The organism is Neobacillus sp. SuZ13, from assembly GCF_030123365.1.
Classification (GTDB): domain Bacteria; phylum Bacillota; class Bacilli; order Bacillales; family Cytobacillaceae; genus Neobacillus.
In genome coordinates this window covers 2,709,778-2,729,480 of record NZ_CP126107.1, presented here as the reverse complement: position 1 = coordinate 2,729,480, position 19,703 = coordinate 2,709,778, and the positions used below count along the sequence as shown (strand labels likewise).

Sequence of the window (19,703 nt, the reverse complement as noted above, 5' to 3'; positions counted from 1 at the left end):
AATAAAATGTTATTCGATAGAAAATCGAAGTAGACTATTAACTAAAATTAAATTCATTAATCATAATAAATGATGGACATTTAGCCGATCCCTTCTTTTATTAACCTGCCCCTTTTTGTGAAACAACTTAAAGGAAAGAACCTCCTTTATGTCGAATATAATAGGTAAAGGGGATGACCCAATGAATAAAGTTGAATTATTAAAAAAACTACACAATGCCAGTCGAGGTAATTTGTTTTCAACAGAGATTCCTAAAGCTACCAATGAAGATGTAAAAAAGATTGAAGAATTGGTTGGAGAATTAGTAAGTGAAGGAAAAATCAAGTTAAGAGAATGTGTACTACGAGAATACTCAGTTTATTTACACGGAATAATTAAGTATGCATCCGAATAATCGGGTGCTTTTTTATTGGGGTGAAACACAAGCGGTCTTCAAGGTTTTAATTTTTTAACCCTGCTGTCGCAACTTCCTTACTTTACCCCTTGGTTAAATAAAACCCTAAGATTAATTAAGTTATTTTTGAGTCAACTTTACCATACCGATAGCTAAAATTCCCTATGATATCTTAAACTAACTCGACCTTTATTTCTTCACATTCAACTAACCTGCATCTCTAGTTCAATAAGAAAAAGCTGCCAAGTATGGCAGCTGACTATCTGTTCTTCTATATTAAAGCATCTTCATACTTAGAATTAATGATTATTTTTCATTCTTATAATCAGAGTTTCTATCTGTTCTTGTGAAAGTTGCTCCCGTTCAATCTCCACATCTTTGCCTCCACCAATCCAAACTAGATTCACATTCTAATTTTTTTGTTATCACAGAGAAAAAAATTGGCACATTACTGTTTGTGACAGCATACTGTTATTAACAGTAATGAGTTACCGAAAAAATTTTTTACATTAAAAATTAGGAGGCTATATATTTCATGAAACATACAGGGAGACATACAGGTGCATTTCTTTTGCTGTTTTTAACAGAGGGAGATAACTATGGAGGGAAACTACTGCAAAGATGTGAGGAAGAGCTTCCCATTAATCCAATCGATAGTGCCATATTATATCGTACACTAAAAAAGTTAGAGGAAGAAAGTGCTGTTGAGTCTTATCTGGATACATCTCAACGAGATAAACCGATAAGGATGTACAGAATCACTTCAGTTGGAAAAAGAAAATTAGAAGATTTTCAAATAGATATTGAAGAAAAAATTAAAAATTTATCGTTTTTCCAGGAAAAATATAAAGAATGGAGGGCTCAAAATAATGATTAGTGGAATTATTCTCTATACTCTAGCCACTATTTATTTGGGTATTTCCTTCACAAAAGACAAACATAAAACAATGGTAGCCTTATTAAGTTCATGGAAAATGTTTCGCAATGTTTTACCGGATTTATTAGCTATTATGCTTTTTGTTGGGCTAGCATTGTCTTTATTGACACCGTCCCTTATTTCTTCAATAATTGGCGAAAATTCTGGCTTACTAGGCATCATTTATTCAACAATCATTGGATCAATTGCTTTAGTTCCAAGCTTTATCGTCTTTCCTCTCGGATATACATTAGTTCAAAATGGTGCTGCTCTTCCACAAGTAGCGGTATTAATGTCGACATTAATGTCTGTAGGACTTGCAACTTTATCTATGGAACAAAAAACTTTTGGACGAAGTTTTGCTATTGCACGAAATATATCTGCCATAATAATGTCTCTTTTATTTGCATTGATTATTTGGGTGGTGATGACATGACAAAACTAAAAAGATATCGGTTCTTTTTCATTTTATTATTAGGGCTTCTTCTTATTGGGTTTATGAATCAAGCTATTGCTATGAAAACAGTTCAGTTAACTGGTAAAAGTATTTTGGATATGTTATTCCTACTTCCTCCTATATTCATATTAGTGGGATTATTGGATCAATGGGTAAAGAAAGAATCACTCATTCGATATATGGGTGAAAAGTCAGGTATATATGGTGTCTTCTTCACCTTATTATTAGCAACAGTAGCTGCAGGCCCTCTTTATATAGCCTTTCCGATTGCAGTACTTTTATTGAAAAAAGGAGCCAGTGTCCGCTATATAGTGTTTTTCTTAGGCGCTTGGTCAACAGTGAAATTGCCAGTTCTAGTATATGAATTTACTTCATTTGGTTCAAAATTTACACTTATTCACATTTGTTTTGGCCTCGTGTTTTACTATTTAACGGGAATTCTTTTTGAAAAAATTTATGACCAACAAAAGTTGTTAAAGTATCATCTAACTAAGGAAGTATAGATTTGGATCAATAAGTCTTTAAGCTAAATGCTTCATGGCAGCAGGATCTTCAACTCTTGCACCCTTTAGTCTAAGTACGATCTTTCACAATCTGTATTTTTATAAATAAAATACGTCTAGGTGTCATCCAGAGGGTTTCAACTTCATTGAGTTGATTATTCATGTAATTTATTAGTTTAAACGTAGTTTTTTCTCAGTCGGTTTATATCCGCTCTAGGTGAAAAGCCGAACATGCGTGAATACTCTCGACTGAATTGCGATTGACTTTCGTAGCCCACCCTGAATGCAACATCAGATACATCTGATGATTCAGCTAATAACAAACGCCGAGCTTCCTGTAATCTTAATTGTTTTTGGAATTGAATTGGGCTCATAGCAGTCACCTCTTTAAAATGCCGATGAAGCGAAGCCGCACTCATATTCGCTATTTCTGATAAATCCTCTATTCGAAAAGACTTTTCATAATTATGAATGATATGTTCGATTACATTTCTAATTTGGAGGGCATTGCTACCTTCTATGGCCATTTGCTCCAGTGCTTCCCCGTTCGGACCTTGTAGAACCCAATAAAGGATTTCTTTCTTAAATAATGGAGCAAGAATTGGAATATGTTTTGGATTGTCTAGCAAACAAGCTAATCTGATAACCGCATCCAATAAAAAAGGCTCTACTTCACTAATAAACATAGCTCGTTTCACATTTTTTCTCTGTCCAGATTGAATATCCGTTTCACTTAAAACCTCTAAAATTTCGCTTGATGTAAATTCAAGTTTCAGTGCCAAATATGGAGAGTCGGATGAGGCTTTTATAACTTGGCCCGTTACTGGCAAGTCAACAGATGCAACAATGTAATTGCCTGGACCATACCTAAAGCATTCCTCTCCCAACCATACCTCTTTCTCTCCTTGGACGATAAGGCAAAAGGACGGCTCGTTAACTCTCGAGATGGGTTCGGTGATTATGGATTCACGGATGAGAAATAATGATGGAATAGAGGTAGGATGAACACCATCCTGACCTGTATATCGCTCAATAAGTTTGCCTATTTCATGCTGCTTGTCGATTTCCTCAGACATATCTTATTCTCCTCTTTCCTCAACTTAGATGGCTTAATTTTACTTGATATTCGTCGAGTGATAAAGTGGCTTGATAGGATTAGGCAAAAACTTGCTACGAATGGGTTTAAGGTTTGTTTAATATTTGTGACATAATTAAAAGTGCAATTACCAAACTTAAATCGAAACTTGCTAGTAAATGAAAGTGAGGAATAAATAGATGGACTATGTGAAACTAGGTAATACAGGATTGGATGTATCTAGATTTGGTCTTGGCTGTATGAGTTTTGGTGAAGCAGAAAAATGGATTCATCAATGGGTACTTAATGAAGAGAAAAGTCGCTCTATTATTAAAAAAGCACTTGATCTTGGGATCAATTTCTTTGATACGGCAAATGTATACTCAATGGGAACCAGCGAGGAATTCCTTGGACGAGCTTTAACGGATTATGCCAATCGTGATGAAGTTGTAATCGCAACAAAGCTACATGGACGAATGCATGAAGGTCCAAACGGTGCGGGTCTTTCTCGAAAAGCCATCATGAGTGAAATTGATAAGAGTCTGAAGAGACTCGGAACGGATTATGTAGATCTTTATATTATTCACCGCTGGGACTACAATACCCCTATTGAAGAGACGATGGAGGCATTACATGATGTGGTGAGAGCTGGGAAGGCAAGATATATTGGTGCTTCTGCCATGTATGCATGGCAATTCCAAAAGGCATTACATGTAGCTGAAAAAAATGGTTGGACTCGCTTTGTATCGATGCAGAATCATTACAACCTCATATACCGTGAAGACGAGAGAGAAATGCTTCCTCTGTGTAAAGAAGAAAAGATCGGTGTGACTCCATACAGCCCACTTGCATCAGGAAAATTAACTCGTGATTGGTCGGAAACAACTCAACGCTCTGAAACAGATTTCATTTTAAAATCTAAATATGATGCGACTGCTGAAGCGGACCGATACGTTGTAGAGAGAGTTGCATCACTTGCAGAAAAACATGGTGTTCCACGTATTCATATCGCACTTGCTTGGTTGCTTCAGAAAGAACCAGTAACATCTCCTATCATAGGTGCTACGAAAATAACTCATCTCGAAGATGCAGTAGGTGCTCTATCTGTAAAATTAACATCTGAAGAAATGGCGTTCCTAGAAGAACCATATGTACCACACCCAATTGTTGGTCATAATTAATCTTGTTAGACAAAATCTTTTAATAAAATATTGATGACTAAGAAAAGCCGATTCCCCTTTTTGTTATTAGGATAATCGGCTTTTTCTATAACTTTGTGAAGATACGTACTTTAACTAATATGCCAGTTTCGTTGAACTAGAAAAATAGTTACCGAAATCTGGTTAACCTATGCATCCATAATTTGAATAAGATTTAGATTTTGGAAGTCCTACTCCCTTTTATTACAACTTATCCTAAAAAAATAGCAATTACTATTGAAAGCCAATCATTAGTGACAGTAGACCTGTTCCTAAATCATCACTTTGATAGGGATTTGTAAATATTTTTTACGAAGAAATAGGTAAAAGTAACATTTGATATACCAAATATGGATTTAATTAATGTTTCTTAAAAAATTTCACCATTTCACTAAATGCTTTTTGTGCTGATTTTTCATTATATTGTGGAGAGTATGGGTCACTGAATCCGTGTTTTCCGTTAAATTTATGTATTTCGATATTCACTTTTTCTAAAGTTAAAATTAACTCGTCCACATTAAATGATTGTTCTTCTTGCGGAAAAAATAGTATTGTAGGACATTGTGGTGATAATTCCACGTAATTCCTAATACGTGAACCATAGTATCCGACTATTCCATCGACACAATCCTGCTCACTACATAACCAAGCAATAGTCGCCCCTACACTAAAGCCAATAATAAATATTTTTTCGTATTCATCTTTAACATCTGATAATATATTTTTCATTTTATGCAAAGCATTAGCGAATCCTACGTTCTCCATAAAATTACGATAAGCATCTTCCTCTTGTGAATAATCAAAAGCTACCTCTCGTTCTAATAAATTTGGACAAATGACATTAAAACCCTGTTTCGATAATAAATCACAAAAACTCTGCATATGTTGGTTTATTCCATAAATTTCGTGTATTACAATGATTAAAGTATCCGACTTTTTATGTATTTGATTCATTTTGTACCTCCTTGAAATAGCTGTCATCTTCAGTAAAGAAAGAAAAGATAGTTTCATTTCCTGACTGGGGTTTGATGATAGTCCCATTCCAATTGTCTATTTCAATCTTCAACACTTCACTGTACCATTTTTTTGTAGCATCTAGATTTTTAGTCCTCCAAAATATTCCTCCGAAACCTTTTATTTTAAGATTTATTTCCCTCATTTCTCTAATTTCATTAATTTTTTTATTAAATTAGAAATTCTATAAAAATAAACAGATTCCTTCTTCAACCAACCTGCAGACTTTCTATCTCCTTATGAGATTCTTTCATTGTTCTGTTGGTTTAAGTGCACTTCCAAACTAAGTAGTTTCTCTGTTGGTGTCGTTGCTAGCTGTTCATCAATTTCATCTCCCAATTGAGGCATTCTGTGTCCAGACTGACTGGAAATTGTCACACCCACGCCTCCAGGAGCTATGACCTTACCTACTTCCTCCAGCAATACAGCAGTTCCGTACAAATCCAGCTTCAAAATGGTTTCAAAAGGTGCCTGATTAGGTGACACGCCGGCTGCATTGATAAGAGCAGTGATTTCACCATTCTTCTGACCTTCTGCAATCAAATTTAAAATAGATTCTCTGGAAGAAATATCCGTTTCTACAGGTACCACATCAAATCCGGCTTCTTTCATCATTTTTGCAATAGCCTTGGCATGATCTAGGTTCTTATCACCAACAATAATTTTCTTTCCAAAACCGATTCTTCTAGCTATCGCCATGCCAATCTGTCCAGCACCGGTCCAAAGTATAACAAATAATATTGTTGATATTTAAATATAAATCAAGGACCACAAATAAGGTCCTTGATTTTATTCTTATTGAAGAGAAGTAACCCGATTGTAAGTACATTTCTTCACTCTATCTCATAAAACTATTTTCACAATTAATACTTTTTCAAAGCAATTACTGCATTATGCCCACCAAACCCAAATGAATTGGAGATCCCTATTTGGAGATTTGTTTGTCGGGCTACGTTTGGTACATAATCTAAATCACATAATGGATCGGGGTGTTCTAAGTTGATAGTAGGCGGAATGATGCCCTCTTGGAGACTTTTTGCTAATGCAATAGCTTCAACCCCGCCAGCTGCTCCTAATAAATGTCCTGTCATCGACTTATTAGCCGTAACTGGTATCCTGTATGCTTGTTCGCCAAACAATTTTTTTATTGCATTTGTTTCAGATATGTCACCTATCTCTGTACTTGTTGCATGCGCACTAATTACATCAACATCTTCAGTAGAAATGGACGCATCTTTTAAAGCCATTTTCATTGCAAGATAGGCTCCTTTTCCTTCTGGATGTGGAGAAACCATATGATATGCATCAGAACTAGCCCCATATCCAATTATTTCAGCATAAATTCGTGCATTTCTACGTATTGCATGTGTTAAAGATTCAAGTATTAAAATTCCTGCACCTTCAGACATTACAAATCCATCTCTATTCGCATCAAAAGGACGACTAGCAGCACCTGGTTCATCATTCCTCGCAGACAACGCTTTTGCATTCCCAAAACTGGCTAGAGACAATTCTGTGATGGCTGCCTCAGCCCCTCCTGCAAATGCTACATCAGCCGTACCATACCGAATAATTCTGAAAGCCTCTCCAATAGCTGTATTTCCAATTGCACAAGCGGAAACAGGTGCCATAGATGGTCCCAATGCCCCCCATTTAATACTTATTTGTGCTGAAGCTGCATTTGCTATCATCGAAGGCACCATTGTTGGACTTACCCTTTGTGGTCCTCTTTCCCGAAGTACATCAATATTTTGCACTAAAGTCTCAATTCCACCTATTCCCGAACCAATATATACACTAAGACGCTCTAAATCAATTTCCTTAATGTTCAGATTGGAATCGTTCCATGCTTGTTCAGCTGCAACTAGAGCAAATTGACAAAATCTATCCATACGCCTTGCATCCTTCTGACCAAGCATATCCTCAACATTAAAATCCCTAACTAATCCAGCAATTTTGGTTTTATGTTTACTTACGTCAAACCTATTAATGTAAGAAACTCCAGACCTGCCTTCGGTTAAATTCCTCCAAAATGTTTCAACGTTGTTACCCAAGGGTGACACGACTCCCATCCCTGTAATCACAACTCGTTCCATATTTCTTCCCCCTCGTTATTAGATTATCTATATTTTGGCACCATGTTTATCCTATTACAAGTTGTTGTTTATCATAGTATAATTAGTAATATGATGTTCTAAGACAGGAGTAATTTAACATGAATAGTAAAACAAGATTAGAAGCTCTATCAAAGTTTTTAAAGTCAAAACGTGAAAGTATACAACCTCAATCAGTAGGATTACCAACGGGAACTAGACGGAGAACTCCAGGTTTAAGGAGGGAGGAAGTCGCCCAGTTGGCGGGAGTCAGCACTACTTGGTATACATGGCTAGAACAGGGGCGAGATATTAAAGTTTCATCTTCTGTACTAGATTCTATAGCATCTGCTTTACAGTTAAATAATGATGAACGAAAGTATCTATACGATTTAGCATTAGAAGTTAACACAAATGTGTATAAACATGAAGTTTTACAAACAAAACTTTCCCCTTCTTTAGAAAAAATTTTAGAAGAATTAAAATACTGTCCTACTCTGATCGCAGACCGACATTTCCAAATCGTTGGTTGGAATCCTGCTGCAGCTTATGTTTTTTTGGATTTTGAACAAATTCCCATTGAACAGAGAAACTTAATCCGCTTAGTGTTTACCAGGAAAGAATTGAGGTCTTTAGCTGTCAATTGGGAGCATTTTGTGAAAGGTTTTCTATCCATCTTTCGGGTTTATTATGGACAATATATGGGAGATGAATGGTACACTCAATTTCTCGAAGAAATGACTAATCTAAATCCAGAGTTTGAGTCTTTATGGCAAGAAAATCAGGTAAGTATGGCACCCGAAGTTTTAATTGAGTTTAGGCATTCCAAGGCAGGAAAAATGCTATTTAATTTATCTTCTTTACAAGTTCATGGTAATACAGATTTTTGGTGTAGCATTTATACTCCAGTTGAGGGTTCATCTACTGAAGAAAAATTGAAGAGAATGATGAATAAAAGTGAAAATAGGTAATTAATATATCATAAAACTTATTCAATCAGTTCGTAATGCTTAAGAATCTTGTTCAAGTATGCTAATCCGTTAATCAGGCAATGTTCAATTGTTTTCATTCCTACTTTGATTGAATACTTCCGAATAGGACAACATTATTCGAATAATGTTAAACAATGCCAAATAAAAAATACACCATAAGAGGGGGAAGCCCCCCGTGGTGTATTTTATTAAGCCCATTAAAATTAAAAGTGTGTTTCTTTCATTTCAATTTTAGAAAAGCTTCATTCAATGTATGTTATGCCATCCTACTGGTGAGATTTCTATGACTCGAATTCTCCTCACAAAATGGTCATTTATAAAAATCTCAACAGTCTTAGAAAATTTGTCGCGTATCAATGAATTTATATTCCATATTCCCCCCAATCCCTGGGTGCAGTACATATTTTCCATTCCGGGTTTTCTGCCTTCTCTAAGAAAAACTTGAGCAGAACCAGTTCCATTAGCCGGGTAATTTACGAGTTCTCTTACCTCATCACATGTTGTGGGCAATCGACCAATGAGTCTTACAGTTAATATATCGCCTACTCTAAATGCATCGGCTTCGGTAAGCATAAAATTTCTCCTCGTCTAAATTAATTAGATTAACTGTAGTTATTATATGTATTACCCATTACATGGTACCGGAGTTTTACCCGCTGAAACCACCCTCCTAATACAAAACTAACTGTTTTTTCTAATTCCCTCCAACTTACCTGATATTTATAACTACAACCACACAACATATAATAACGGAGGTGAATTTATATGCGAGAACAAATTCATAAACTACCAAGAAAAACTGATAATGATGTTGGAGGACTTCCTTATTTGGATACAAGTAAGAACCCTTCAATTCAGGTTAAGAATCCTTATTTAGACACAACAAGTGAGGATCCTTCAACTCACTCTAGTTACACTGGCGGCAAACCTTATTTAGATACAAGTGAGGACTAATCAACACAGGTCTATTAAATTAGCTAGTTACTCAGTGGAAATGCACATTAGGCGAACAATAATAGAAAATAAAAAGACCGTCTCTTGACGGTCGTCCTCTTATTCACCTAACGCACCCGTTCCTTTATGTACATTTCTTCACAAACTTTTATCTTAAAAGTAAAAGTTGCCTTTAGAACTATTTCCCGTCCCACAACTTTTACTTTATCCACATTTAATTTTTCATATCTGTGGGGTAAACAATGGATGTGATTACTTTTGTTTAGTCTGATTGCTCCCCAAACTTCTTCCCGAACTCTTCCATCAAATCAATTATAGAAATGAATTCTTTCCCTTTTGAGGTTATTTAATACTCTACACGGGGAGGAACCTCTAGGGCATATTGGTAAATCAGGAAAATTCCTGTCAATATATTCATCTAATAGCATTTCTTTCTTCCTTTATTTGTTATCTAACTAACACACCAATTTACTTGAATAAGAACTATTGCACAAAACGATACGAAAATATATTTTTAAAACATTAAATTAATGTGAGAAGTTTTTCCTTTTTTTGAAGGATAGATTCCAAAAGACTCCGGAAATATTTGCGTTGAACGGTAGAGCAATTCAGTTACCGTTACACATTTATACCCGTTCTTGTCTAAAAACTCCAAAATGTTTTCTAAGGCTTTTGTTGTAACACAGGTTTGAGTATATTCACTACCATGCCAATCATGAAAAATAATGATATTACCTGGTTTTACTCCTTTTTTTATATTACTGTAAATTTGACTTGCTGGAGGATCTGCCCAATCACGAGAATCTTGATTCCATGACCATAGTACGACCTCTTTTCCATTTTTTATAGCGGTATTAATAATTACATCATTATAAAAACCCCCCACGGGACGATAGAGAGACGGTTTTATACCAGTGAATTTCTTAATAACTTTATCTGTTTCATCCAATTCGGAGGATAGTTTTGCAGAGGTTATATTGCCATAAATATGATGGAATGTGTGATTGGCAATTTCATGTCCTTCTTTAATTTCTCTCTTTAAAAGTTCTGGAAATCTGACTACTTTATTGCCAGCCACAAAAAATGTAGCTTTAGCATCATATTTTGCTAATATATTTAGTATTTGAGGAGTGAAAACAGGATGAGGTCCATCATCGAAAGTAAGGGCAACTAACTTGTCTTTTGTGTTTACTTCCCAAATAACACGCCCAGTTTTTTCATATTCTTCTCGACTCTTATCGAATGCATCCGAATTTACTGGAATGGAGAAAAAAGAAATCAATACAAGCACGCTAATGAACAAAATTTTTTTCATTGGGTAAGCTCCTCTTTTATGATGAACTTATTTTTTCAAATTTTTATTAAAATTATTTATCGAAAACAGATTATGAAATGTAGTAGGATCTAGTGTCACAGTATGATACTATTATGCCTATTGAAGTAACCTGCTCTGTTAGCACAAGAAAAGCCGCCGACGACGGCAGCTTGGATCTTCAACTCTTGCACCCGTTAGTTTAAGTACATTGTTTCACAAACTTATACTCCAGGTAGTCCACATAATTGACTACAAATATTTCTCCATTAAAACATAGGGATTACCGGTGTTCTATCTATTCACTTGAAGAATTTTTTTACTTAAATCTTCTGAATAAAGCTGATTTCAAAGGGCACAGATTAGTGACCTTTGAAAATCAGCTTTTATTATACAGTATCTAATGACTTCCTATTTCATTCAAGCTTATTTAGTTTGGTGTGTTTTTTCTTTATTTCTGCTGATTTTTTTTATTTTTATTTTTATTTTTCTCATCTTTGGTAGAATTTTCTTTGTTGTGGGTTGCTTCTAGTTTCACAGAAACTGCTGAATTCGCTTCTGAACTTTCACTTTCATTTTTATTCATATCAGAAGAATCTGTTAGAGCCCCGCTCGTTTGATCTTTTTTACTGGCAGATAATTCAGGTTTGTTTTTTTCGGCTTGTATAGCGACGGAGCCAGTACGTTTTTGACGGGTTTCATCTGTTTGATCCTCTGACATTACAAATGCAGTGTTATTAGGATTTCCTTCCACGCTCAAATTATTTGGGCTGTCATTACTAACTTCTTCTTCTCCTACATCAGTCAAATGGTTGACCGGCGTCCATGATTCCATTGACGAAGGGACAGATCGCTCAATCCGTGCTTCTTCTTTTTTAATGACATCCTGTACCTGCTTTGTTTCTTGAATTTTTCTCTTGCCTACAATCACTTCTTCAACGACTACTGGCCTTTTTGTTACTTCTATTCGTTCTTCCGTAATTGGGATACGAATGATTTCATCCCCTGAAAACGGGCGCGCGTCATAATTTCCATCGATGACAGGACGTCGCTCTATATATACTTCTTCACGCATGAGTGGAACAAGAACAGTTCGCTCTTCTTCAACTACTTCTTTACGAAGCTGTAATTCTCCGACTTGGACACGTTGTTTTGTAATATTAAGCTGTTCTTCACTGAGCGGGACTGACCTTGTTTTTTCAGTCTCATATTGCGTTTCATATGCTTTATTAATAGGGCTTTCATACTTATATTGTGTTTTAAAATTAGGGCTTTCATAAGTTCCATACGTATCAACCAGCAACGTGATTTTCCCCTTTTTTATTTCCTCCTCACACTGTTTTGCTGTAAATTCTGACAGTCCTCTTTCAATAAGTCTGCTGGACAGTGCTCTTGCGGGCCTTCCGCCCATTCCTGCGGTCATCATGGTAACAAAGTTTTCCATCATAACACCTGCTAAGGTACTCATTTGCATGTCCGCTTCTACCATGACTCCCGTATGTGAAGTAATCAATGGAATGTTACTTCTATTTTCTGCCACCACCATCATATCTGTTTCACTATGCCCCTGACGTTTCAATTCCTCAATCGCATACAAGACTTCTGACTCTGAATTAAATGTTCCAACGATTCTTTTTTCCATTCTCACACTAATACCTCCTCTAATATATTAATGTGGGATATAAATGGCATCCCATCTAACGTATGTCTACCCTGGAAGTCATCAGAAGAAACATGGAAAATAGAATCATGTTTAATATTTCGTTTTCACAATTGGACGATTACTGGAACATTGCAGGTTAGAGGAAGAAGAATAATGTTAATATTCGGTAAAATGGATTGATGGGGTAATAGAAATGAACACATATTTAGATGGCATTTTAGAATTAAAGGCAGTAACTAATAGCTGGTTTAGCTCAACAAGAAAAAAAAATTCCGCAGCATCTTGAATTTGATCAAACGTTTTCTTTAGTTTAAGTACATTTCTTCACAAACATTTCTACGAAAGTTATAGAAGAACCATAAACAAATAGAATCTTATACTTTAATTTGAAGATATGTAACTATTAAGGGATAACTAGAATCCAAAGCTCATGAGCAAATGAGCTGACTGTGACGTCAAAATCACAGCATTTTTTTCGGGGCTAAAAATTTCATAAAAAATACGAGGTTTGTTCAAATTATGTGGCTATATTGAATGATGTAAGGCAATTGTTTATTTAAATGGGGTCTCCATTTTTCCACTTCGCTCATTCAATGAAGAAACCCCATCCTCTTTACAGGAGAACGGGGTGATATTGCTGCTTTTCGTAGTTAAATATTATTAATTTTGCTAATACGTTTTTGAAGCGTAAGTGCTACCCCGAATCCAACAACTGATAGAACTGCCAAGGAAATAAAAATAATACGGAACCCAATCATACCCTCAAAATTGTCTAAGATAGCTCCAAAAAGGATTGAAGCAAATACACCCGGAGCATAACCAATAAAAGAACCTATACCAAATGCTGTACCTGTTTCATTTTCTTTCAGTCCAATCATACCCATTGGCGACCAGAATGTACCTCTCATAGAGTATATAACGGTTGAAAATACTAACAGTAATACAACCATTACCATGACAGGCGGCATTACAAATGTGAACCAAACAATTACTCCCAAAAGCGCAATCAAAATCGCAAAGCACAACTTAATGTATTTTGCAGGGTTTTTCAATTTATCAACGATTAAGCCGCCGCTAGGTCCGCCAACAAATTTCAAAAAATAAGCATTGATTATACCGTAAGCGCTTGCAATTACCGCGGGTACATTAAACTCATTTGCTAGGAATGGATTAAAATATTTTAATCCTTTGTATACAAAGTACACCATAAATACGTTAAACGCAACGAGCCAAACTTCTTTTTTACGTAAAACATTTTTAATATTACTCCAGCTATAACTATTGTCAGACTCATCTGTCTTTGAGACTGAAACATCTTTAAGAATAAAAATCATTGCAACAGCAAGTACTAAATCTATCATCGAATAGAATAAAATTGAATAACTTAAACCCTTCATGCTCTCTCCAACTGCCACATAAATACCTAGAGCACCAAATGCCACAACAGTATCTACGACACCTCTTCCACCTTCAAAGAAACCAAAAGCTTTTCCTTGATCTTGGTTCCCACCTAGCTTACCCACCGCTTTCAAAAGTGCAGACCACACTAAACAGTCCGCTCCAATTGCCAAAGCACTAAATATTACAATCATTCCCCAGAATGGTGGGTTCATAGCAAGCCAGATTCCCATGACTGCATTTAAGAATAAACCAAGAGGAACAAGTACGCGAATCTTTACTTTATCCGCTAAAACGCCGCCAATTAGGAAACCAAACATTGCAACGAATGAGTTAACTGTATCTAGTAGACCAATTTGCGTATTACTTAGTCCCATAAACTCTTGCATTTGGTCATAGAATACGTCTGCCATAAATGCAATTTTATAAATTGTACCGGAAACCAACAAAAATGCACAGAGTCTAATAATATTCGTTTTTGTCCAAAACGAATTGTTTTCAACAGAGTTATTCATGAGTGCCCTCCATAATTTTGAGTTCGCATAATACTTCAAATTTGTTTAAAACCTTTCTAAAATACTTTAGCTGATTATATGCCCATACAGGTTCCAAAGCCAGCATTTTCTCCAGTGTCATGCCCTCGGGGACTGGAGTTTCACTTATGTCCCTAAACTTGATAAACGGATTTTTCCCCTCATCCTTTGAGCGAAATGGCGGAGCAACATAATGATTTTCTTGCTCCAAACAGTAGGTTTTTACTTGCGGTTTGTCGTCGCCTAGCATGAGTAATTCATAAATAAACCGTTCGCTGGGCATTTCATCTTGATCACTACCTTGAAGAACGCCATAATGTCCTGTACTTCCACCGTAATCTACAACTTTTACTCCTTTCATGTGTACTGTTCTGATAAAAGGAGCTAAGTTAAAAAAGGCTTCCATCGGCGCTTCGTCGGCATTAATCATATTTCCAAAGTCAAATAAAGCATGAATACGCTTGCTGTTTACTTGTTTTAGAATGGTAGCGATTTCTTGGCTTTTTAATTCTTCGTGCTGCTCAAAATCTACATAACAATCATGTTTTTCTGCCAAGCTTGTGATGTAATGCAAGTCATCCGTTATTTTGTCCATCACCACATCAAGAGGACCTTCATAGCGACCGTACACACGCAAATTATGCACATCCATCACGTTTGCAATATGAAAAAGTTTATCGACGGTAGCTTTATCTGTGCTGCTAGCCTCTAAGACAATTTCAAGGTCCAGTTTTTTTGCTAGTTCCGCAAACTTTTTTCTTTCATCGTCACTTATATTCCCGAGACTACCAGACTCGCCATCCGCCAAATGAATATTTAATCCATTAAGCTCATTTTGGTATGCAAAATAGAGCATGTCCTCTATTTTCCACTTATAATGAGTCAAGTTTGTGAGTAATGCATAAGCGTGGGCATGGATTTTAATTTTGCGGATACGATCTAGCAATTTTTTTGCTAAATCTGCCGTAAACTCCGGTGGTTTCGCATCTGTCGGTAAGACGTTTCGTGAAACCGATTTTTCAAAATATGAACTTACTAAATCGGACATAACTATTCCCTCCAAAATTTCCTTTTATAAGAATGAACCATTCGTTATTCTTAAAGATTTTTCAATAAAATATATTACTATACTCGCGTAGGGATCAATCTAACATTTAGATTCTCATCAGAGAGTATGCATATTTAGTGAGTTAAAAACCGAAAAGTTATAAGAAAATGAGTTATTAACCTCCACGAGTATAAATGAAAATAATCCATCATCGGAACGTAAAATGGATCTTTTAACCGTGGGAGCTTAAAAACACCCAGGTTTAATACGACAAGCGTAAACCATTTTTTGTGTTTTTATTTTGATTGTTCAAATGAAGACAAGATGACAAAGTTTATAGAGTGACTTGAAGCTACTGATTACTCCATGGTATAGAAGCGATGACTTCGATTTCAACTAATGCTTCCTTTGGCAAACGTGCAACCTCTACTGCACTTCTAGCTGGATAATTTTCAGTAAAGTACGATTGATATACTTCATTCGTTTGCGTAAACGTATTCATATCTTTTAAAAATACAGTTGTTTTCACGACATGTTGTAAATCGCTCCCCGCTGCTTTTAGAATGGCTTTTACATTTTCTAATGATTGCTTCGTTTGTTCTGCAACGGATTGCGGCATTTCATTTGTACCTGGGTGAATCGGAAGTTGTCCAGATACAAAAAGAAAGTCACCCAATTTTACGGCTTGAGAATAAGGTCCAATAGCACTTGGTGCATTGTTCGTTGAAATAGTGTTTTTCATCGTAATTCCTCCATGTGATAAAAAATTATTATTATGATTGAATTTTATTGTAACGCAAAATTATTATTACAACAACTAAAATTTCAGAAAATTATTTGTTTAAAATTTAAAAAATCTTTGCTAAACTAAAAATGACAAATGGAAATTGAAGGTGCGATGAATGATGGTAGTGACAAATGTCGAAAAACTGAAACAGTATATTCCCATGGTGCATTTTATTGCTGACATAATGGGGGGGAATTGTGAAGTTGTTTTACACGATGTAACGAACCCTGATCATTCTATTATTGAAATAGTGAATGGACATGTTAGCGGAAGAAAGGTTAATAGCCCTATTACGGATCTTGCCTTGAAAATATTAAAAGAAGAAAGTTATAAAGATCGAAACTATATCTGCAATTATAAAAGTAACTCAAAAAAGAATAAGACGCTCCGTTCTTCGAGCTATTTTATTAAAGATGAAACGAACAAAATCATTGGTATGATTTGTGTTAACATGGATATTTCAGATGTTATAAACGCTCGCAACATTTTGGATCAATTCATCATGATTGACAAACCCACAAATGATCCTGTTGAGTCATCAAAGCCTATCTTTGATACACATCTTTTTGAGAATTTTGAAGAAAATATTGAGGAACTTCTCTTATCTCTTATTAAAGGGGTTTTAGCAGAGTATGACATTCCGCCAGAACGGATGTCATCGCAAGAAAAAATAGAAGTGGTCAAAAAACTGAATGAAAAGGGAGCTTTTTTACTTAAAGGCGGCGTAAGCGAGATAGCCAAATATTTAGATGTATCCGAAGCCACTATTTATAGATATTTAAATAAAATCAAATAATCTGTCTGGATGGTTTGCGAAAACCTAAAAGATTCGGAGGATTCACTTTGCGGTATGTTGTGAATTATTTATGACCCTGTTTCAATTATATCGGGATTTCTCCATCTATCGGTTGAGGTACATTTTCTAAATTACTACTCTCCGGAGGGGCCACAAATGAAAGTAAAGTACAAAGACGGTAGCATATACGGACCAGGACTAACAGATTTCCCTTTTCATGAAGGTGGCTATGTAAGGATTGTTGTTCGCTTTTGGACAGTTAAAGAGGACGAAGAAGAAATTTATTATCATGGCCATATAACACAATTAGAGGACGAAAGAGTAGGTTTTTGAGGTTTTTGAGCTGTCTTAGATGATGAACCACGATCAAAAAGAATTTTTTCACTTTGGAGATATAGAGGCTGTCTTTGATAGCGATAAAATTCCCTTCTAGGGTGGCTGGATCAAACGAAAAGAATAGTTATATTATTAATAATTAGTTAAGTTTAATGAGTTAAGATACAGGTATGAAAGGACAGACCTTTCATAGACCCCCTTAATAATATATTCTTGGGCCCTCGATTGAGGGCTAATTTTTTGCTCTGAACTTCTAAGGAGTATAGATTATCTTGCTCAACTATAGCACCCGTTAGTGAAGTACATTTCTTCACAATAAATGTTTAAATGATTATGTGGTGGAATTTCTTTGCTCTACAATTCTTCCTAAAGCGATAGACCTGAATGGAGAATGTTAATTACATTTGTTATCTTTCTTCATAAACATTACAGCTTTGTAGTTTTTTCTATTTTCTGTTTCTGCTTCTGTCGCTCTCTCCCATTTCTCTTACAGCAAAGCTTTAATGATATCCTTTATTTGTTCAATATGCCTTTTAAGCCCAAATTCCCTGTCGCCAAATTGATTTTGACTTAAATATTTCTTTATACAACTGTCCGGTATTTATGAAAAAGATGTTATTTTTTCGTTCCCTTAATAAGGACATCGTAAAGAGAAGCCCTGTTTGTTCATTCGCATTCTCTGATACCCATATAATAATTGGAATATTTTCTGGGATAGAAACTAATCGGGAAATTTAATAATCGTGAGGAAGACTGCCTATTTTCTTATAAGTTAAAATTGATGAATTGAAAGTTAGTATAATTGCGATCCCTAAGCGAAATGTTGAATGGACTTCCCCACAAGTCTGTTATTATTAGATTATTGGATAATTCAACTCATAACTTGGGTAGCAATAGTATGGTGGTCTGCGTCCAATTTTAGGCATTGGCCAGGAATCCTCCATATAGACCATCGTTACTTTTTCATTTGAATGGTTTACTAGCAATAACTTTACTTCTGGATTAAATTCATATCTCAAAATGGTAACCTCCTTCCATTATGAATGTGTGGATTCTCCCCCATCAACATGAAGAACTTGACCAGTTACAAAACGGGAATCATCAGAAGCAAGATAGACAAAGGTTGGTGCGAGTTCAAATGGATGGGCAACTCGTTCCATTGGATTAAATGCTCCATATACAGCGACTTGGTCTGACGAGAAACTTGCTGAAATAAGCGGGGTCCAGATTCGGCCGGGGGCGACGGCATTGACTCGGATCCCTTGTTTCACGACATTTTTAGCCAAGGCACGTGTCCAGCCAACTATTGCGCCTTTTGTGGCTGTATAATCAATCATTTGCTGCTCACCTACATACGTCACCACTGAAGTAGTGCCAATGATTGAGCTGCCTGGTTTTAAATGAGGAATTGCTGCTCTTGTTGTGTAAAAATGAGAGTATATATTTACTTTGAAGGTGTCATCGAATTGCTCATCTGTAATGTCAAGCAGACTTAGTTGTTGGAATTGGATACCAACGTGGTTACAAAGAATATCGAGACGTCCAAACGTATTTACTGTTTGTTCTACAATGGAGACGCACTGTTGTTTGTCTCGCAAGTCTCCAGGCATAAGTAAACAACGTTGTCCGAGTTGTTCAATTCTAGTTTTTGTTCTATTTGCATCTTCATGTTCATCTAAGTATGCAATAGCAACATCTGCGCCTTCTTTTGCAAACGCAATTGCTGCTGCTGCACCAATACCACTGTCACCCCCTGTAATAAGTGCTACTTTTCCTGATAACTTTCCACTCCCTCTATAGTTCGGATTTTCGATAATTGGGAGGGGCACCATTAATTTTTCCACTCCGGGATGGCGCAGCTGTCGCTGTTCAGGTAAATTCATCGGAATTTCTTGGTAACGTGTGATTTTCCCATAATTAGGGTACATGGGATATGGCTGAGTTTTCATGTTCGCTTTAAACATGTCTTGCATTTGCTTTATTTGGTCTAATTGACGACTTTGATCCTTTTGATCCATCGAAACCTCCTATAGAAAATAATTTTCTTCTATAGAATATATATGTTGTTCACTACAAATAAAGTAAAAAAAGGTGTGAAAAAAGTTGTTTACTTTCAACACAGAAGCGCATTCTTCCTCAAAAGAGACACCTTTTTTTTATTGAACTGACCTTTAGGCGCCACCAGATAGTTAATTGTTCAGTGGTTGCTCGAAATCGTGATCCGCCTCGCTTA

At 35.9% G+C, this 19,703-nt stretch carries 22 protein-coding genes and 2 pseudogenes; 9 read left to right on the top strand and 15 right to left on the bottom strand.

The genetic code is table 11. From position 1 onward, the window contains the following. Nucleotides 1-181 precede the first annotated feature (181 nt). From QNH17_RS13220 to QNH17_RS13205, 4 genes are all read left to right on the top strand, one after another. Nucleotides 182-394: a hypothetical protein gene (locus QNH17_RS13220; RefSeq protein ID WP_026564780.1), complete on the top strand. Its 213-nt coding sequence runs from the start codon at nt 182-184 to the stop codon at nt 392-394. Nucleotides 395-929: 535 nt separating this feature from the next. Further along, complete coding sequence (locus QNH17_RS13215) at nt 930-1,271, top strand: PadR family transcriptional regulator (RefSeq protein ID WP_283879103.1); 342 nt, start codon at nt 930-932, stop codon at nt 1,269-1,271. Then, nucleotides 1,264-1,746, top strand: a complete 483-nt coding sequence (locus QNH17_RS13210) for a hypothetical protein (RefSeq protein WP_283879102.1) — start codon at nt 1,264-1,266, stop codon at nt 1,744-1,746. The genes QNH17_RS13215 and QNH17_RS13210 overlap by 8 nt, the downstream gene beginning before the upstream one ends. Further along, nucleotides 1,743-2,270, top strand: a complete 528-nt coding sequence (locus tag QNH17_RS13205; protein ID WP_283879101.1) for a permease — start codon at nt 1,743-1,745, stop codon at nt 2,268-2,270. Before QNH17_RS13210 ends, QNH17_RS13205 begins: the two co-directional genes overlap by 4 nt. 176 nt (nt 2,271-2,446) lie before the next feature. On the opposite strand, the gene QNH17_RS13200 is transcribed toward QNH17_RS13205, so the two are convergent. Continuing rightward, nucleotides 2,447-3,346, bottom strand: a complete 900-nt coding sequence (locus tag QNH17_RS13200) for an AraC family transcriptional regulator (RefSeq protein WP_283879100.1) — start codon at nt 3,344-3,346, stop codon at nt 2,447-2,449. A gap of 199 nt (nt 3,347-3,545) precedes the next feature. On the opposite strand from QNH17_RS13200, the gene QNH17_RS13195 reads away from it, so the two are divergent. After that, nucleotides 3,546-4,526: an aldo/keto reductase gene (locus QNH17_RS13195; RefSeq protein ID WP_283879099.1), complete on the top strand. Its 981-nt coding sequence runs from the start codon at nt 3,546-3,548 to the stop codon at nt 4,524-4,526. Between the two features lie 378 nt (nt 4,527-4,904). On the opposite strand, the gene QNH17_RS13190 is transcribed toward QNH17_RS13195, so the two are convergent. The 4 genes and pseudogenes from QNH17_RS13190 to fabF all read right to left on the bottom strand — a co-directional run bounded on the left by QNH17_RS13190 (nt 4,905) and on the right by fabF (nt 7,654). Continuing rightward, nucleotides 4,905-5,498 carry a dienelactone hydrolase family protein gene (locus QNH17_RS13190; protein WP_283879098.1) on the bottom strand — a complete coding sequence of 198 codons (594 nt, stop codon included), beginning with the start codon at nt 5,496-5,498 and terminating at the stop codon, nt 4,905-4,907. A gap of 1 nt (nt 5,499) precedes the next feature. Then, nucleotides 5,500-5,703: pseudogene (locus QNH17_RS13185) on the bottom strand (VOC family protein); the annotation flags it as partial. 92 nt (nt 5,704-5,795) lie between these two features. Then, nucleotides 5,796-6,287, bottom strand: coding sequence for an SDR family NAD(P)-dependent oxidoreductase (locus QNH17_RS13180; RefSeq protein ID WP_283879495.1), 492 nt, complete (start codon nt 6,285-6,287; stop codon nt 5,796-5,798). Between the two features lie 134 nt (nt 6,288-6,421). After that, nucleotides 6,422-7,654: a beta-ketoacyl-ACP synthase II gene (fabF, locus tag QNH17_RS13175; RefSeq protein WP_283879097.1), complete on the bottom strand. Its 1,233-nt coding sequence runs from the start codon at nt 7,652-7,654 to the stop codon at nt 6,422-6,424. A 119-nt stretch (nt 7,655-7,773) separates the two neighbouring features. Between fabF and QNH17_RS13170 the strand changes: the two genes are divergently transcribed. Beyond that, entirely contained in the window at nt 7,774-8,622 is an 849-nt protein-coding gene (locus tag QNH17_RS13170; protein WP_283879096.1) for a helix-turn-helix transcriptional regulator, read from the top strand. 267 nt (nt 8,623-8,889) lie between these two features. Here QNH17_RS13170 and QNH17_RS13165 read toward each other — a convergent pair whose 3' ends face one another. After that, on the bottom strand, nt 8,890-9,216 hold the full coding sequence (locus QNH17_RS13165; RefSeq protein WP_283879095.1) for a hypothetical protein: 327 nt from the start codon (nt 9,214-9,216) through the stop codon (nt 8,890-8,892). 192 nt (nt 9,217-9,408) lie between these two features. On the opposite strand from QNH17_RS13165, the gene QNH17_RS13160 reads away from it, so the two are divergent. After that, nucleotides 9,409-9,597, top strand: a complete 189-nt coding sequence (locus tag QNH17_RS13160; RefSeq protein ID WP_283879094.1) for a hypothetical protein — start codon at nt 9,409-9,411, stop codon at nt 9,595-9,597. Nucleotides 9,598-9,859: 262 nt separating this feature from the next. Here QNH17_RS13160 and QNH17_RS13155 read toward each other — a convergent pair. The 6 genes and pseudogenes from QNH17_RS13155 to QNH17_RS13130 all read right to left on the bottom strand — a co-directional run. Then, nucleotides 9,860-9,970, bottom strand: a pseudogene (locus QNH17_RS13155) (winged helix-turn-helix transcriptional regulator); the annotation flags it as partial. Nucleotides 9,971-10,111: 141 nt separating this feature from the next. After that, complete coding sequence (locus QNH17_RS13150; protein WP_283879093.1) at nt 10,112-10,912, bottom strand: polysaccharide deacetylase family protein; 801 nt, start codon at nt 10,910-10,912, stop codon at nt 10,112-10,114. Between the two features lie 448 nt (nt 10,913-11,360). Next, nucleotides 11,361-12,551, bottom strand: a complete 1,191-nt coding sequence (locus tag QNH17_RS13145) for a YsnF/AvaK domain-containing protein (RefSeq protein ID WP_283879494.1) — start codon at nt 12,549-12,551, stop codon at nt 11,361-11,363. Nucleotides 12,552-13,222: 671 nt separating this feature from the next. Further along, nucleotides 13,223-14,485, bottom strand: coding sequence for an MFS transporter (locus tag QNH17_RS13140; RefSeq protein WP_283879092.1), 1,263 nt, complete (start codon nt 14,483-14,485; stop codon nt 13,223-13,225). After that, nucleotides 14,478-15,551 (bottom strand): sugar phosphate isomerase/epimerase family protein, encoded by a 1,074-nt coding sequence (locus tag QNH17_RS13135; protein ID WP_283879091.1) that lies wholly within the window; start codon nt 15,549-15,551, stop codon nt 14,478-14,480. The genes QNH17_RS13140 and QNH17_RS13135 overlap by 8 nt, the downstream gene beginning before the upstream one ends. Before the next feature lie 352 nt (nt 15,552-15,903). Further along, entirely contained in the window at nt 15,904-16,293 is a 390-nt protein-coding gene (locus QNH17_RS13130) for a RidA family protein (protein WP_283879090.1), read from the bottom strand. 160 nt (nt 16,294-16,453) lie between these two features. On the opposite strand from QNH17_RS13130, the gene QNH17_RS13125 reads away from it, so the two are divergent. Next, entirely contained in the window at nt 16,454-17,134 is a 681-nt protein-coding gene (locus QNH17_RS13125; protein ID WP_283879089.1) for a helix-turn-helix transcriptional regulator, read from the top strand. A 156-nt stretch (nt 17,135-17,290) separates the two neighbouring features. Next, on the top strand, nt 17,291-17,467 hold the full coding sequence (locus QNH17_RS13120; RefSeq protein WP_283879088.1) for a hypothetical protein: 177 nt from the start codon (nt 17,291-17,293) through the stop codon (nt 17,465-17,467). 536 nt (nt 17,468-18,003) lie between these two features. Here the strand turns inward: QNH17_RS13120 and QNH17_RS30015 are convergent. The 3 genes from QNH17_RS30015 to QNH17_RS13110 form a co-directional block, all read right to left on the bottom strand. Continuing rightward, the gene (locus QNH17_RS30015) at nt 18,004-18,186 is read right to left on the bottom strand and encodes a DUF1835 domain-containing protein (protein WP_372447615.1); all 183 of its coding nucleotides are present in this window, start codon (nt 18,184-18,186) and stop codon (nt 18,004-18,006) included. Nucleotides 18,187-18,324: 138 nt separating this feature from the next. Continuing rightward, entirely contained in the window at nt 18,325-18,489 is a 165-nt protein-coding gene (locus tag QNH17_RS13115; RefSeq protein WP_283879087.1) for a hypothetical protein, read from the bottom strand. A gap of 18 nt (nt 18,490-18,507) precedes the next feature. Continuing rightward, the gene (locus tag QNH17_RS13110; protein ID WP_283879086.1) at nt 18,508-19,488 is read right to left on the bottom strand and encodes an SDR family oxidoreductase; all 981 of its coding nucleotides are present in this window, start codon (nt 19,486-19,488) and stop codon (nt 18,508-18,510) included. Nucleotides 19,489-19,703: the final 215 nt, after the last annotated feature.

Excerpts from the sequence above, each read along its gene's own strand:
- QNH17_RS13220 (WP_026564780.1), top strand. The coding sequence starts at position 182 with ATGAATAAAGTTGAATTATTAAAAAAACTACACAATGCCAGTCGAGGT.
- QNH17_RS13215 (WP_283879103.1), top strand. The coding sequence starts at position 930 with ATGAAACATACAGGGAGACATACAGGTGCATTTCTTTTGCTGTTTTTA.
- QNH17_RS13210 (WP_283879102.1), top strand. The coding sequence starts at position 1,264 with ATGATTAGTGGAATTATTCTCTATACTCTAGCCACTATTTATTTGGGT.
- QNH17_RS13205 (WP_283879101.1), top strand. The coding sequence starts at position 1,743 with ATGACAAAACTAAAAAGATATCGGTTCTTTTTCATTTTATTATTAGGG.
- QNH17_RS13200 (WP_283879100.1), bottom strand. The coding sequence starts at position 3,346 with ATGTCTGAGGAAATCGACAAGCAGCATGAAATAGGCAAACTTATTGAG.
- QNH17_RS13195 (WP_283879099.1), top strand. The coding sequence starts at position 3,546 with ATGGACTATGTGAAACTAGGTAATACAGGATTGGATGTATCTAGATTT.
- QNH17_RS13190 (WP_283879098.1), bottom strand. The coding sequence starts at position 5,498 with ATGAATCAAATACATAAAAAGTCGGATACTTTAATCATTGTAATACAC.
- fabF (WP_283879097.1), bottom strand. The coding sequence starts at position 7,654 with ATGGAACGAGTTGTGATTACAGGGATGGGAGTCGTGTCACCCTTGGGT.
- QNH17_RS13170 (WP_283879096.1), top strand. The coding sequence starts at position 7,774 with ATGAATAGTAAAACAAGATTAGAAGCTCTATCAAAGTTTTTAAAGTCA.
- QNH17_RS13165 (WP_283879095.1), bottom strand. The coding sequence starts at position 9,216 with ATGCTTACCGAAGCCGATGCATTTAGAGTAGGCGATATATTAACTGTA.
- QNH17_RS13160 (WP_283879094.1), top strand. The coding sequence starts at position 9,409 with ATGCGAGAACAAATTCATAAACTACCAAGAAAAACTGATAATGATGTT.
- QNH17_RS13150 (WP_283879093.1), bottom strand. The coding sequence starts at position 10,912 with ATGAAAAAAATTTTGTTCATTAGCGTGCTTGTATTGATTTCTTTTTTC.
- QNH17_RS13145 (WP_283879494.1), bottom strand. The coding sequence starts at position 12,551 with ATGGAAAAAAGAATCGTTGGAACATTTAATTCAGAGTCAGAAGTCTTG.
- QNH17_RS13140 (WP_283879092.1), bottom strand. The coding sequence starts at position 14,485 with ATGAATAACTCTGTTGAAAACAATTCGTTTTGGACAAAAACGAATATT.
- QNH17_RS13135 (WP_283879091.1), bottom strand. The coding sequence starts at position 15,551 with ATGTCCGATTTAGTAAGTTCATATTTTGAAAAATCGGTTTCACGAAAC.
- QNH17_RS13130 (WP_283879090.1), bottom strand. The coding sequence starts at position 16,293 with ATGAAAAACACTATTTCAACGAACAATGCACCAAGTGCTATTGGACCT.
- QNH17_RS13125 (WP_283879089.1), top strand. The coding sequence starts at position 16,454 with ATGATGGTAGTGACAAATGTCGAAAAACTGAAACAGTATATTCCCATG.
- QNH17_RS13120 (WP_283879088.1), top strand. The coding sequence starts at position 17,291 with ATGAAAGTAAAGTACAAAGACGGTAGCATATACGGACCAGGACTAACA.
- QNH17_RS13110 (WP_283879086.1), bottom strand. The coding sequence starts at position 19,488 with ATGGATCAAAAGGATCAAAGTCGTCAATTAGACCAAATAAAGCAAATG.